We start from the raw sequence: 14,321 nt of genomic DNA, 5'->3' as shown, positions 1-14,321 counted from the left end.
GACCGGCACCGTACTCCTCACGGCGCTCCCCGCAAGGCGGCCGCGATGCTGCTCGCCGGCGCGCTCGCCGCGCTGGCCGCGGTCCTGGCGGCGCCTCTCACGCCGAGCCCGGCGCACGCCGCCGACCCGGTCCGGCTCACCGTCGGCATCACCAACGAGGTCGACTCGTTCAACCCGTTCCTGGGGATCGAGGCGGAGTCCTACGAGATGTGGGCGCTCACCTACGACTACATGATCACCTACTCGATGGAGGACATGTCGCCCGAGCCGGGGCTGGCGACGTCGTGGGAGACGTCCGAGGACGGCCTGACCTGGACCTTCGACATCCGCGAGGGCGTGCTGTGGTCCGACGGCCAGCCGCTGACCGCGCGCGACATCGCCTACACCTACAACCGGATCCTCGACGGCGGGCCGGAGAGCTCGTCGTGGGGCTCCTACCTCACCTCGGTCACGAAGATCGAGGCCCCCGACGACACCCACGTCGTGCTCACCCTCGAGAAGCCGAACGCCGTCCTGCCGCTGCTGCCCATCCCGATCGTGCCCGAGCACATCTGGAAGGACATCACCGAGAAGGAGGTGAAGAGCTACGCCGCCGAGCCGACCGACGGGCAGCCGGTGGTCGGCTCGGGACCCTTCCGTCTCGTGGAGGGCACGGCGGGCGGCTCGACGTACCGCTTCGAGAAGAACCCCGACTACTGGCAGGGCACCTCGCACCTCGACGAGGTCGTGTTCCAGGTCTACAAGAGCGACGACCCGATGGTGCAGGCGCTGATCAAGGGCGAGATCGACTTCGCGGACGACATCACTCCGCTGCAGGTCAAGGCGCTGGAGGGTGAGGACGGGATCACCGCGCTCAACGGCGACTCACCCGGCTTCGACGAGATCGGCTTCAACACCGGCGCGATCGACACCGAGACCGGAGAGCCGATCGGCGACGGCAACCCGGCGCTCGCGGACCCGAAGTTCCGCCACGCGCTGGGCTACGCGCTCGACCTCGACCAGATCATCAGCAAGGTCTACCAGGGCGCCGGCCTGCCCGGCGACACGATCATCCCGCCGGCGTACTCGACCTGGAAGTGGGACCCGCCGGAGGACGAGGCGTTCAGCTTCGACCTCGACAAGGCGGGCTCGCTGCTCGACGACGCCGGTTACACCGAGGGCTCGGACGGCAAGAGGACGATGCCCGACGGCTCGCCCATCGGCACGCTCCGGCTGTTCGCGCGCAGCGAGAACAAGAAGTCCGTCGACACGATGGACTACTTCAAGGAGTGGCTGGGCGAGCTCGGGATCGACGCCGAGCTCACCACGATGGAGAGCAACAAGCTCACCAACATCATCCTCGACGGCGAGTTCGACGCCTTCCACTGGGGCTGGTACGTCGAGCCCGACCCCGACTCGATGCTGAGCTACATGACGTGCGACCAGCGCGGCGGCTGGTCGGACTCGTGGTACTGCAACCCCGAGTACGACGACCTCTACGCCCAGCAGAACGGCGCCACCGACGACGCCGAGCGGCAGGAGGCCGTCCAGCGCATGCAGGAGATCCTCTTCGAGGACTCGCCCTACCTGGTGACGGCCTACAACACGATCGGCGAGGCCTACCGCAGCGACCGGTTCGCGTGCTTCCAGCCCCAGCCCGACCCCGGCGGGATCCTGCTGTTCCAGTACGGCGTGCACAACTACCTCAACATCCGCCCGGCCGACGACGCCGGCGACTGCGACGGCAACGAGTCGGCGCAGGGGCCGGAGGCCGCGGGCGGCGGCGCTGGGGACGACGACGACGGCAGCAGCACCCCGCTGCTGGTGGGCGGCGCCGTGCTGCTGGGTGCGGTGGTGCTGGGCGGTGGCGCCTGGGCCATGCGCCGCAGGTCCACCGCCGCCTACCGCGAATGACCGACCTCGCGGCGCAGGGCGCCGACGCGGCGCACACCCCGGCGACGGTGGGGCGGCGGCGCAGCTACGGCCGCTACGTCCTCGGGAAGGTGCTCGGCAGTGCCGGCAGCCTCGCGTTCGTGCTGGTGCTCGGCTTCTTCCTCTTCCGCGTGCTGCCCGGCGACCCGGCGCGGACGCTGGGGCGCGGGCGGTTCCGCACCGAGGCGCAGCTCGAGGAGTTCCGGGCGACGTACGGCCTCGACCAGCCGCTGCCCCAGCAGTTCCTGACCTACCTCAAGAACACCTTCTCCGGCGACCTCGGCGTCTCGCTGCGCTACCGGGTACCGGTCTCCGACCTGATCCTCGACCGGCTCTGGCCGACGCTGCTGCTGGTCGGCATCGCGACCCTCCTGGCGACGGTGATCGGCGTCTACCTCGGCGTGATCAGCGCCTGGAACCGCGGCAAGGCCACCGACAAGGTCACCACCGGCACCACGCTGACGCTCTACTCGATGCCGGAGTGGTGGCTCGGTCTGCTGCTCATCGCGGCCTTCGCGGTCGGCATGGGGCCGCTGCCCGGGATCTTCCCGACCGGCGGCCTGCACTCGGTCGACGCCGAGCCCGGGACGATCGGGTACGTCGGCGACACCGCGCTGCACCTCGTGCTGCCGGTGCTCACCCTGGTGCTGGTCTACCTCGCCGACTTCTCGCTCATCATGCGCTCCTCGCTGCTCGACGAGATCGGCGAGGACTACCTGACGACCGCGCGGGCGAAGGGCCTGCGCGACGTCGTCGTACGCCGCCGCCACGCCGTGCGCAACGCCCTGCTCCCGACCACCACGCTGATCGCGCTGTCGATCGGGTTCGTGGTCTCCGGCGCGATCACGGTCGAGACGGTCTTCTCGATCCCGGGCCTGGGCCTGCTCGCCACCGAGGCGCTGACGATCCCCGACTACTGGGTGCTGCAGGGCACCTTCCTCGTGACCTCGGCCGGCGTGATCCTCGCCAACCTGCTGGCCAACCTCGTCTACGGCCTCCTCGACCCGCGGGTGCGGTCATGAGCGCGAGCACGCCCGCGCTCACCCCGCGGCAGGTCACCCGGCGGCGCCGCGCGGACGCGGTCCGGCGCTCGTGGGCGAGCTTCCGCAGCCACCGGTCCGGGCTCTTCGGGCTCGCGCTGCTGACGTTCTTCCTGCTCGTGGCGCTCCTGGCGCCGCTGCTCGCCGACGGCGAGGGGCTCGAGGTCACCAAGGCCACCGGCGGCGTGCTCGAGAGCCCGGGCAGCGGCGGCTACGTGCTCGGCACCGACGAGAACGGCCGGTCGATCGTCACCCTGCTGATCTGGGGCTCGCGGATCTCGCTGTTCGTCGGGCTGCTCGCGACCGTGATCTCGATGGTCATCGGCACCCTCGTCGGGCTGATGTCGGGGTTCTTCGAGGGCTGGCCGGCGCGCATCCTCTACCGCGTCACCGAGTGGTTCCTCGTCATCCCGTTCATCCCGCTGGCGATCGTCCTGGCCACCGTGCTCGGCCGCTCGCTCATCAACATCGTGATCGTCATCGGCATCACCGGGTGGGCGAGCACGGCGATGCTGATCAGGAGCCAGACGCTGTCGATCAAGGAGCGCCCGTACGTCGAACGGGCCCGCGTCCTCGGCGCCGGCCGGTGGCACCAGATGTCGCGCCATGTGCTGCCCAACGTCATGCCGATGGTCTTCGCCAACACCACGCTCACCGTCGCGCTCGCGATCCTCGCCGAGACGACGCTGAGCTTCCTCGGGCTCGGCGACCCGACCCGGGTGTCGTGGGGCTCGATGCTCGAGGACGCCTTCGACGTCGGCGCGATGACCACCGGCGCGTGGTGGTACATCGTGCCGCCGGGCGTCTGCGTGGTGCTCGTCGTGCTCGCGTTCACGCTGGTCGGCCAGGCGCTCGAGGAGATCTTCAACCCCCGGCTGCGTGGCCGGTGAGCGCCGTGCCGGAGACCGCCCTGTCGGAGCGGACCGAGCCGCTCCTCGACCTGCGCGACGTGACGGTGACCTACCGGACCTCGGAGGGCCCGCTGCCCGCCGTACGCGGCGTCAACCTGACGGTCGCACCCGGCCAGGTCGTCGGCCTCGCGGGCGAGTCCGGCTGCGGCAAGTCCACGCTGGTCAGCACCGTGCTGCGGCTGCAACCCTCGGGCGCGAAGGTCGAGGGCGAGGTGCTGGTGCTCGGCCAGGACGTGCAGACCGTCGGCTGGGGCGCGCTGCGGGCGCTGCGGTGGGCCGAGGCGTCGATCGTCTTCCAGGGCGCCCTGCACTCGCTCAACCCCGTGCAGCGCATCGGCGCGCAGATCGCCGAGCCGATCACGGTCCACGAGCCCGACCTCGGCGACGCGGCGGTGCAGCGCCGGGTCGAGGAGTTGCTCGAGCAGGTGGGACTGCCGGGCGCGCGCAAGCGCGCCTACCCCCACCAGCTCTCCGGGGGCCAGCGGCAGCGGGTGATGATCGCGATGGCGCTCGCCTGCCGGCCGCAGCTGATCGTCGCCGACGAGCCGACGACCGCGCTCGACGTGATGGTGCAGGCGCAGATCCTCGACCTGCTGCGCGACCTCGTGCGCGACCTCGGCGTCGGCTTGCTGATCATCAGCCACGACCTGTCCGTGCTCGCCGACGTCTGCGACCGGGTGCTGGTGATGTACGCCGGCCGCGTGGTCGAGTCCGGCACGGCCGCGCAGGCGTTCACCGACCCGCTGCACCCCTACACCGCCGCGCTGTCGGGTGCGTTCCCGCGCATCGGCGACCCCGCGGCGCGCTACGCCCCCGCCGGGCTGGCCGGCGACCCGCCCGACCCGCGAGAGCTGCCGCCCGGGTGCTCGTTCGCCCCGCGCTGCCCGCGCGCGGTCGACCGGTGCACGGAGGCCGAGCCACCGCTGCTCGAGGTCGCGCCGGGCCGGCCGGTCGCCTGCATCCGGGTGGGCGAGCCGTGAGCGCGGCCGCCGTTCCCGCCCCCGATCCGGCGCCCGACGACGTCGTGCTCGAGGCGCGCGGGGTCGAGGTCGAGTTCGTGACCCGCACCGGCCACGCCGCGCGCGCCCTCGACGGGGTCGACCTCTCCGTACGCCGCGGCGAGGTGCTCGCCATCGTCGGCGAGTCCGGCTCCGGCAAGACGACGCTGGCCCGGACCCTGATGGGGCTCGAGCGACCGACCCGCGGTGAGGTGGTGTTCGGGGGCGCTCCCCTCGACTACTCCTTCCGCGGCCTCAAGGCCTACCGCAGCCGGGTGCAGATGGTGCTGCAGGACGCCGCCGGGTCGCTCAACCCTCGGCAGACCGTCTACGAGTCGGTCGCCGAGGGCATCCGGCTGCACCGCCGGGACCGCTCCGACGAGCAGGGCCGCAGCGAGGCCGAGCTCGTCGCCGCGGCGCTGGCGGAGTCCGGGCTGCGACCGCCCGAGCGGCTGTTCCTGCGCTACCCGCACGAACTCTCGGGTGGTCAGAAGCAGCGCGTCCTCATCGCGGGCGCCCTGGCGCTGCGGCCCGAGGTGCTGCTCGCCGACGAGCCGGTCTCCTCGCTGGACGCCTCGATCCGCGGCGAGATCCTCGCGCTGCTGCTGCGCTTCCGGCAGGAGCTCGGCATGGGCGTCGCGGTGGTGACCCACGACCTCGGTCTCGCCTGGAACATCGCCGACCGCATCGCGGTGATGTACCTCGGCCGCGTCGTCGAGTGCGGCACCACCGAGGAGGTGCTCACCGCTCCGCGGCACCCCTACACCCAGGCGTTGCTCTCCGTCGTACCCGAGATCGAGCAGCTCGAGCCGGTGGTGCTCACCGGCGAGGTACCCGACCCCAGCCGCATCCCCTCGGGCTGCCGCTTCCACCCCCGCTGCCCCAAGCTCGCGGACGGCACCGCCGACCGCGCCGGCGTCGCCGGCGACTGCGTCGGCACGCCGCTGCCGGTGCTGCCTGCGACGGGCGACCATCGCGCGGCCTGCCATCTGGCCTGATACCCGGCTTTGCGCGGAAAGACCGGGTCGCTCGACCGCTGGTCGAGGAAGGCGCGCCAGCGCCTGTCTCGAAACCTCCGCAGGGCAGGCATTCGGCGCGACCGATCCCCACCGCTGGTTGAGGAAGGCGCGCTAGCGCCTGTCTCGGAACCTCCGCAGGGTAGGCACCCGCGCGACCGCTCCCCACCGCTGGTTGAGGAAGGCGCGCTAGCGCCTGTCTCGGAACCTCCGCAGGGTAGGCATTCGGCGCGACCGATCCCCACTGCTGGTTGAGGAAGGCGCGCTAGAGCATGTCTCGAAACCTCCGCAGGGTAGGTACCCGCGCGACCGATCCCACCTGCGTCCCAGCCCCGACTTGCGAGGTTTCGAGACGGTCGCTGCGCGACCTCCTCAACCAGCGGCAGGACCCGCCGGCCGTCCTCACGGTGGCTCAGTCCCAGCCCCGACTTGCGAGGCTTCGAGACGGTCGCTGCGCGACCTCCTCAACCAGCGGCAGGACCCGCCGGCCGTCCTCACGGTGGCTCAGTCCCAGCCCCGACTTGCGAGGCTTCGAGACGGTCGCTGCGCGACCTCCTCAACCAGCGGCAGGACCCGCCGGCCGTCCTCACGGTGGCTCAGTCCCAGCCCCGGCTTGCGAGGTTTCGAGACGGTCGCTGCGCGACCTCCTGAACCAGCGGCAGGACGCCGGGCCGGCGTGGGCCGTGGTCTTCCGGAACGGGAGGTCGGCGTGACATGCTCTTACTGACTCGCCAGTCAGTAGTGGAGACAGTGAGGAGCGTGGCGTGACGGACGGTCTGCAGGCTGCGCTGCCGCGCGAGATGTACGTCGACGAGGGGCACTGGGCGAGCGAGCGCGAGGCGGTGCTGTACGCCGAGTGGTACTGCGCCGGGCGGGTGGACGACCTCGGGCTCGGCACGCCCAAGCGGGTGGTCGCGGTCGACGTCGGGGGCGAGTCGGTGCTGGTCACGAGCGACGAGGACGGCACGCTGCACGCGGCGTACAACGTCTGCCGGCACCGCGGCTCGCAGCTGTGCGCGCCCGGGCAGCCCGCGCGGGACGCGGGCTCGCTGCGCTGCCCCTACCACTCGTGGACCTACGCGCTCGACGGCTCGCTGCTGAAGGCGCCGCACGCGACGGTGGCGGACCCCGCGGCGTTCGCGCTGCACCCGGTGGGCGTCGAGACGTGGCAGGGGTTCGTGTTCGTCCACCTCACTCCGGAGCAGGCGCGGCCGCTGGCCGAGCAGGTCGCGCACGCGCAGGCGGCGCTGCGCAACTACGGCATCGGCGACCTCGTCACCGGTCAGGTGCTCCGCTACGACGTCGCGGCCAACTACAAGGTGCTGCTCGAGAACTACAACGAGTGCTACCACTGCGGCCCGGTGCACCCCGAGCTGTCGCGGCTGGTGCCGTCGTTCGCCGGCGGCGGGGCGGCCCTCGACTGGGACGGCGGGATCCCGCACCGCGAGGGCGCGTGGACGTTCACGATGACCGGCACCACCGAGCGGGCGCCCCTGCCGGGGCTCGACGAGCAGGAGCGGGTCCGGCACAAGGGCGACCTCGCCTACCCCAACCTGATGCTGTCCGCGTCCGCCGACCACGTGGCGGCGTTCGTGCTGCACCCGCGCGCGGTCGACCGGACCGAGGTGGTCTGCTCGCTGCTGTTCGCGCGCGACGCGGTCGCCGACCCGGCCTTCGACCCGAGCGACGCGGCCGAGCTGTGGCACCTGGTCAACCAGCAGGACTGGGCGATCTGCGAGTCCGTCCAGCGCGGGATGTCGTCGCGCGCCTACGCGCACGGCTGGTTCGCGCCGATGGAGGACGACAGCCTCGACATCCGGCGCTGGCTGCTGCCGCTCCTGGAGCGCCGCGATGGCTGACACCTACGACTACATCGTCGTCGGGCTGGGCGGGCTCGGCAGCGCGACGGCCTGGGAGCTGGCCCGGCGCGGTCACCGGGTGCTGGGTCTGGAGCGGTTCGAGCTCGGCCACGCGCGCGGTGCCAGCCACGACACCAGCCGGATCCTGCGGCACAGCTACCACACACCGGCGTACGTCCGGCTGACGCAGGAGGCGTACGCCGACTGGGCGCGCCTCGAGCGCGAGGCCGGCACGTCGCTCGTCACGACCACGGGCGGGGTCGACCTCTTCCCGCCCGACCCGGCGATCGCGCCCGTCGACTACACGCAGTCGATGGACGAGGTCGGCATCGCCTACGAGGCCCTCGACGCCGACCAGGTGATGGTGCGCTGGCCACAGCTGCGGGTGCCGCAGGGGACGCTCGGGCTGTTCCAGGCCGACGCGGGCATCGTCCCCGCGGGCCGCACCACCGCCGTGCTGCACGATCGCGCGCGCTCGCTCGGCGCGGTGCTGCGCGACCACTCCCCCGTGCTGGGTCTCGAGGACCTCGGCGACGCGGGCGTCCGCGTCACCACCGACGGCGCCGAGGTCACGGCCCGCGGCGTGGTGGTCGCCGCGGACGCGTGGGTCAACGACGTGGTCGGCCACCTCGGCCTGCGGATCCCGCTCGAGGTGACGCTGGAGCAGGTCACCTACTTCGGCCTCGAGCACCCCGACCGGTTTGCGCACCTGCCGCTCTGGATCTGGATGGACGACCCGTCGTTCTACGGCTTCCCGACCTACGGCGAGGGCACGGTCAAGGCGGCCCAGGACTGCGGCGGTCCCTCGGTCGACCCCGACGACCGGACCAGCGACCCCGACCCCGCCATGGAGGCGCGGCTGGTCCAGCACATGCAGCGGATGCTGCCCGGAGTGGGTCCCGCCGTACGTCGCCTGCGCTGCCAGTACACGCTGACGCCCGACCGCGACTTCGTGATGGCGCCGGTGCCCGGGCACGAGCGGGTGGTCGTGGGCCTGGGCGCGGCGCACGGGTTCAAGTTCGTGCCGACCTTCGGGCGGGTGCTCGCCGACCTGGTGACGACCGGGGAGACCAGGTCGGACGTGTCGGCGTTCGGGCTGGACCGGCCGGCGCTCACCGAGCCCGACTACCAAGCGCACTGGCTGGTGTGACGATGGATGGGTCGGGTGCCTTCGCTGCGGGGGTTTCGAGACGGTCGCTGCGCGACCTCCTCAACCATCGGGGGCCGGCGCTGCGCGACCTCCTCGACCACCGGGGAACCTCAGTCGAGCGTGGCCACGTCCACGCCGAGCTCCACCGCGAGCTGGCCGGCCACCCAGCTGCGCAGCTGGTCACGGCTCACGCTGCGGTGCACCACCGCGGCGACCGACAGCCCGTCGACCAGCGCCGAGAGGCGGGCCACGGTCGCCGCCGGGTCGGCGCAGGTGAAGACGCCGGAGGCCACGCCGTCGTCGACCACGCTGCGCAGGATGTCCTGCCACTGGTGGTCCAGGCGCTGGAGCACCGTGCGGATGTGCGGGTCGCGCTGGGCCACCGCCCAGGCGTCGATCCAGATCCGCCAGCCGGTCGCGCGGCCGGTCGGCCCGTAGAGACGCAGCACGCGCCGCAGTCGCTCGACGGGGTCGTCGCCGGTCGCGGCCTTCTCCATCCGGTGCAGGCCCTTCTCCACCGCGTGGGCGAACGCCTCGGCGACCAGGTCGTCCTTGGTGCCGAAGTGGTAGAAGACCAGCGCGGGGCTCACGTCGAGCGCCACCGCCACGTCGGCCACCCGCGTGTCCGCCAGCCCGACCCGGTCGAGCAGCTCGACCGTCGTCGAGAGGATCTCCTCCCGGCGCACCTCCACCGCACGCCGCGCCCTGCCCGCCATGGCGCGAACACTAGACGGGAACTGCCGTGATCGACGCCAGCCGCGACATCAGCCACCTCGCACCGCCCGCCGACCGCGAGCTCGTGCAGATGCTGCCCGCGGAGGCCTACACCTCCGACGACGTGCTCACCTGGGAGCGGCGGCACCTGTACGCCGGGGCGTGGACCTGCCTCGGCCGCGTCGACGACCTGTTCCCGCCGGAGGGGACGGTCACCCAGCGTGCGGTCCGCGTCGGAGACGTCTCGTGCCTGGTGGTGCGCGCCGGCGACGGCGTCAACCTGTTCGCCAACACCTGCCGGCACCGTGGCCACGAGCTGCTGCCTCTCGACGGGCACAGCGGCGGCGAGTCGACCAAGCGGATGATCAGCTGCCCCTACCACGCGTGGACCTACGACCTCTCCGGGCGCCTCAAGGGCGCGCCGGGCTTCCGCGAGGTCGAGTCGTTCTCGTTCGAGGACCACGGGCTGGTCGAGCTGCCGGCCGAGGTCTGGAACGGCTGGGTGTTCGCACACGCGGCGCACCCGGTCGGCGCGGCCGAGGTGCCGCCGTTCGAGCGGTACGTCGGCGACCTGGCGCGCATGCTCGCGCCGTACGACATCGGCTCCCTGGTGGTCGCCGACCGGCACACCTACGAGGTCGCCGCGAACTGGAAGGTGATCGCGGAGAACTACCACGAGTGCTACCACTGCCCCCTGATCCACCCCGAGCTCTGCCAGGTCACGCCGCCGGACTCGGGCGACAACTACGACCTGCCGGGCACCTGGATCGGTGGCGGCATGGTGCTGCGCGACGGGATGGCCTCGATGTCGCTGGACGGGTCGCTCGCCGCGACTCCCCTGCCCGGCGTGAACCCGACCGCGGTGGAGTACCTCCACCTGCTGCCCAACCTGCTCGTCTCGGCCCATCCCGACTACGTGATGACGCACCGGATGGTGCCGCTCGCGCCGGGCCGCACCTGGGTCGAGTGCTCGTGGCTCACGCTGCCGTCGGCGGCTGCGTCGGGGGCGCCGGGGGCGGTGGAGTTCTGGGACATCACCAACCGCCAGGACTGGGCCGCCTGCGAGTCGGTGCAGCGCGGGCTCGAGTCGCCGCACTTCCGGCCCGGCCCGTTCGCGCCGCGCGAGGACGCCGTCGCCCAGCTCGTCTCGATGATCGGCGCCGCCTACCGCTCGGGCGGGCTGTCGGCCTGAGCGACGCCGGCCGTACACGAGCCGCGGCGTGACCTGGGTGCGGCCGGGAAATCCGCGATCCCGCTGCGATGCCCTACCGTTGTCCTCGTTGAAGGGACGGCTGCTCCAGTCGTCCTGGCTGCGCCAGAGTCGCAGCTCTTATGTCGTACCCCTGGTCTTCGGTTCGCTGGACATCAGCACAGGTGGATGTCTTCAGCAGCTCGGGAGCACCCCGCTCCCAGCAGAACAAGGGAAATGATCATGGCTCAGGGAACCGTCAAGTGGTTCAACGCCGAAAAGGGCTTCGGGTTCATCGCGCAGGACGGTGGCGGTGAGGACGTGTTCGTGCACTACTCCGCCATCCAGACCAGCGGCTACAAGTCGCTCGACGAGAACCAGAAGGTCGAGTTCGACGTCACGGCCGGGCCGAAGGGCCCGCAGGCCGAGAACGTCCGCGTCGCCTGACTTCACCCCGAGGGGCCCCGACCGCAGCTGCGGTCGGGGCCCTTCGCACGTCGTGCCTCGGCCTGCGACCTAGCGCGGGATCCGCTCCCGCCACTCCCGGTGGCCGACCTGGTCCTCGTCGTCGAACGCGTCGGCCACGATGACCACGTCGTAGCCCTCGGCGCCGATGTCGACGCGCAGCGTCGACGTCACGCGCACGTCGACGCCCGGCCAGGTGAGGCGGTACGTCGTCTCGGCGTCCGCCCACTGGGCGAACGTGCGGCGGTCCACCCCGACCTCGCCCCGGTAGTCCTCGAGCGCGGCGCCCTCCCCCGGGACGTCGTACGACGACACGACGTGCGTGCGTGCGGTGGTCGTCCGCCGCAGCACGTCGTCGGTGATCGACCAGACGACGTCGCCGACCTCCTCCGACGAGCGGTCGGCGCCGGGCCGGAAGAGCGGCGGCTCGACGCCGGAGTCGGTCCGCGGCGCCGTCCAGAGGGGCAGGGACAGCGTGCCGCCGCGCACGGTCAGCTCGAGCGGTCCGGGCGGCGCGATCGTGTTCGGCCAGTCCGCGCCCGCGACCGACAGGCGGAGCCGGTGGCCCGGGTCCGGCTGGTAGGCGCAGGCGTCGAGGAGCAGCCGCACCGGCTGCGTGAGGTCGACGCGCGCGAGGTCGAGGGTCCCGCGGGTCACCAGCGCCGAGGTGCCGTCGGGGAACACGTCGCACAGCTTCACCGAGAGCGAGGCCAGCTCGGTCGAGGCGGACAGGTCGAGCGACACCGACGGCTGCCCGACGACGACGGGCTGCACGTCGAAGTCCCACATGAGCGAACGCGCGTCGTCGAGGCGCTGGTCGGTCGAGAGCCCCCACGGCAGGTGGCCGGCGCAGTCGATCCAGGCAGCCGTGCCGACGTCCGGCTCGACGGCGAGCGTCCGCTCGCCCTCGATTGCGAGCTCCAGCGACGACGGCTCGGCGACCGGCCACGGCCCGGACACCCAGTAGCCCTCGTGGAGCTCGAGGTCGGGTGCGGGCACGGTCGAGGTGCGCACGAAGACGTCGGCGCGGTCCTCCCACTCTGCCTCCGCGCTGCCGCGGAGCCAGCGGTCCCACCAGGCGACCAGCTCGCGGTCGAGGTCGATGCGCGGCCCGGGGATGGCGGTGGCCGGGTCGGCGTGCGCCCACGGGCCGGCGAGCAGCCGCCACGGCGTACCGGCCGCGCCCAGCCCGGCGACGGTGCGGAAGGTGTTGTTGCGGTAGCCGTCCGCCCAGCCCGCGACGATCATCGTCGGGCACTGGATGCGGTCGTAGCCGAGGTGGCGGAGCGAGCCCGCCTGCCAGTAGGGACCGTCGCGGTTCTCGCGCAGCCAGGTGAGCAGCCAGGGCTCGTTGGTCTCCCACCGCCGCATCCACTCCTCGCGCCACCCCTGCCCGTCGCCGGGCCACTCCGCCGGCACGGGCGGCAGCAGGCACATCGGCGTCATGTAGTGGCAGTAGTCGACGAGGTCGACCAGCCGCAGCGCGTCGCCGCGCCAGTGCACGTCGTCGGTCCAGCGGTCGTCGCTGGCGTAGATCGCCGCGATCGCCTTGAGCGCCGGCGGCCGCTCCGCCGCGATCTGCAGCGAGTTGAACCCGCTGTAGGACGTGCCCCACATCCCGACGTTGCCGTCGCACCAGTCCTGCTCGGCGAGCCAGGCGATGACCGCGCAGAGGTCGGTGCGCTCGACCGCGGGGTACTCGTCGGTGGCGTCGCCGCCCGACGAGCCGGTGCCGCGGAGGTCGACCCGGCACACGGCGTACGAGTGCTCGTCGCGCAGCGTCCGGTAGCCCTCGGCGTACGACGAGGTGAGGTCGTCCTTGCGGTAGGGCAGCGCCTCGAGCAGGCACGGCTGCGGCTCGGCCGTGTCGGGCAGGAAGAGGGTGGCGGCCAGCTCGACGCCGTCCGCCATCGCGATCCGGACCGAGCGCTCGGTGCCCGTCACGCGGGGTCTCCGAGGCGCCCGTGCTCGCGCAGCAGCCGCACCACGGTGTCGGGGTCGAGACCCTCGGAGGTGTTGCCGCCACGGCCGACGGTCGTGGGCGACATCAGCAAGGAGTTGAGGACCGCCTCCTCGGCGGAGTCGACGACCGCCTCGAAGAGGTCGTCCAGCGCCCGCCCGGCGAGGCGCGGGCCGGTGTCGAGCGCCGTGAGGTCGCGGTCGGTGCGGGCGGTGGTGCTCGCCGCCAGGAAGATCTCGCCGCTGCCGTGGTGGGCCGTGGAGCCGGTCCGCGCGAGCCCGAGCCCGACCCGGGCGGCGAGCCGCTGGCAGCCGAGCGGGTCGACGGGCGCGTCGGTCACGACGACGCCGATGCACGAGCCCGCCGGAGGTGGCTGTCGCTGGGGCGGGGCGACGGGCGCGGGGAGCAGCCGGCCGACCGGGACGCCGTCGACGGTCAGGCGGGAGCGCTGGCCGAAGTTCGTCATCAGCAGCACCGCGACCGTGTGCCCACCGGGCGCCACCCGCGACGACGTGCCGATGCCGCCCTTGAACCCGAGGCAGGACATCCCGGTGCCGCTGCCGACCGAACCCTCGTCCGGGGGGCTCGTCGAGCCGCGCGACGCGAGCGCCGCCTCGTGCGCGGCCCGCACGTCCTCGGGCTGGACCCACATGGTGCGGACGTCGTTGAGGAACGAGTCGTCGCACTCGGCCACGACGGGCACGAAGATGTCGTCGGCGATGTCGGGGTGGCGGCCCAGCTCGAGCTGGAACGCGGCATCGAAGACCCGGCCGACCTGGCTGGTCGACGTGAGCCAGACCGGCGACTCGAACAGCCCGGACTCCTGGAGGGGCAGGAACCCCGTGCAGTCACCCAGCCCGTTGAGCACCGCGCCGCCGCCCACGAGCGGGCGCGGGTAGGTGTCGTCGGCGAGGTAGAGGCAGGTGACGCCGGTCCGCGCCGTGTCCCTCGTGATCGTGACGTGGCCGAGGCCGACGCCCTCGACGTCGAGCACGGAGTTGGTGGGGCCGGTCGGCAGCGCGCCGATCGCGATGCCGAGATCGCGGGCGCGGGCACGGGCGTCGGACATGTGCTCATACTGACCCATGGATCAGTACGGCGCGGAGTC

The 14,321-nt window shown here is 72.5% G+C and carries 12 protein-coding genes; 9 read left to right on the top strand and 3 right to left on the bottom strand.

All coding sequences use genetic code 11. The annotated features are described in order from the left end of the window. The first annotated feature begins 45 nt into the window (after positions 1-45). From G514_RS24375 to solA, 7 genes are all read left to right on the top strand, one after another. Positions 46-1,893, top strand: a complete 1,848-nt coding sequence (locus tag G514_RS24375; protein ID WP_051246500.1) for an ABC transporter substrate-binding protein — start codon at positions 46-48, stop codon at positions 1,891-1,893. Beyond that, on the top strand, positions 1,890-2,933 hold the full coding sequence (locus tag G514_RS0102205; protein ID WP_028650434.1) for an ABC transporter permease: 1,044 nt from the start codon (positions 1,890-1,892) through the stop codon (positions 2,931-2,933). Before G514_RS24375 ends, G514_RS0102205 begins: the two co-directional genes overlap by 4 nt. Then, a complete protein-coding gene (locus G514_RS0102200; protein WP_028650433.1) occupies positions 2,930-3,841 on the top strand; it encodes an ABC transporter permease in 912 nt (303 codons plus the stop codon). Before G514_RS0102205 ends, G514_RS0102200 begins: the two co-directional genes overlap by 4 nt. Positions 3,842-3,846: 5 nt before the next feature. Continuing rightward, positions 3,847-4,842, top strand: coding sequence for an ABC transporter ATP-binding protein (locus tag G514_RS0102190; RefSeq protein WP_245582068.1), 996 nt, complete (start codon positions 3,847-3,849; stop codon positions 4,840-4,842). Then, the gene (locus tag G514_RS0102185) at positions 4,839-5,858 is read left to right on the top strand and encodes an ABC transporter ATP-binding protein (RefSeq protein ID WP_028650431.1); all 1,020 of its coding nucleotides are present in this window, start codon (positions 4,839-4,841) and stop codon (positions 5,856-5,858) included. Before G514_RS0102190 ends, G514_RS0102185 begins: the two co-directional genes overlap by 4 nt. A 782-nt stretch (positions 5,859-6,640) precedes the next feature. Beyond that, positions 6,641-7,735 carry an aromatic ring-hydroxylating oxygenase subunit alpha gene (locus G514_RS24370; RefSeq protein ID WP_211222009.1) on the top strand — a complete coding sequence of 365 codons (1,095 nt, stop codon included), beginning with the start codon at positions 6,641-6,643 and terminating at the stop codon, positions 7,733-7,735. Continuing rightward, entirely contained in the window at positions 7,728-8,885 is a 1,158-nt protein-coding gene (solA, locus tag G514_RS0102175; RefSeq protein WP_028650430.1) for an N-methyl-L-tryptophan oxidase, read from the top strand. Before G514_RS24370 ends, solA begins: the two co-directional genes overlap by 8 nt. Before the next feature lie 110 nt (positions 8,886-8,995). On the opposite strand, the gene G514_RS0102170 is transcribed toward solA, so the two are convergent. Next, positions 8,996-9,601, bottom strand: coding sequence for a TetR/AcrR family transcriptional regulator (locus G514_RS0102170; protein ID WP_028650429.1), 606 nt, complete (start codon positions 9,599-9,601; stop codon positions 8,996-8,998). A 26-nt stretch (positions 9,602-9,627) separates the two neighbouring features. Here G514_RS0102170 and G514_RS24365 point away from each other — a divergent pair, with 26 nt between their 5' ends. After that, complete coding sequence (locus tag G514_RS24365; RefSeq protein WP_051246497.1) at positions 9,628-10,791, top strand: aromatic ring-hydroxylating oxygenase subunit alpha; 1,164 nt, start codon at positions 9,628-9,630, stop codon at positions 10,789-10,791. A gap of 240 nt (positions 10,792-11,031) precedes the next feature. Continuing rightward, the gene (locus tag G514_RS0102160; protein WP_028650428.1) at positions 11,032-11,235 is read left to right on the top strand and encodes a cold-shock protein; all 204 of its coding nucleotides are present in this window, start codon (positions 11,032-11,034) and stop codon (positions 11,233-11,235) included. Between the two features lie 69 nt (positions 11,236-11,304). Here G514_RS0102160 and G514_RS0102155 read toward each other — a convergent pair whose 3' ends face one another. After that, positions 11,305-13,197, bottom strand: a complete 1,893-nt coding sequence (locus G514_RS0102155) for a CocE/NonD family hydrolase (protein WP_028650427.1) — start codon at positions 13,195-13,197, stop codon at positions 11,305-11,307. Beyond that, complete coding sequence (locus G514_RS24360; protein ID WP_036563194.1) at positions 13,194-14,282, bottom strand: P1 family peptidase; 1,089 nt, start codon at positions 14,280-14,282, stop codon at positions 13,194-13,196. The genes G514_RS0102155 and G514_RS24360 overlap by 4 nt, the downstream gene beginning before the upstream one ends. Between the last annotated feature and the right edge of the window lie 39 nt (positions 14,283-14,321).

Source organism: Nocardioides halotolerans DSM 19273 (assembly GCF_000422805.1).
Lineage (GTDB): Bacteria > Actinomycetota > Actinomycetes > Propionibacteriales > Nocardioidaceae > Nocardioides > Nocardioides halotolerans.
Note: the sequence above shows the minus strand (reverse complement) of the source record. Positions and strands in the feature narration are given on the sequence as shown.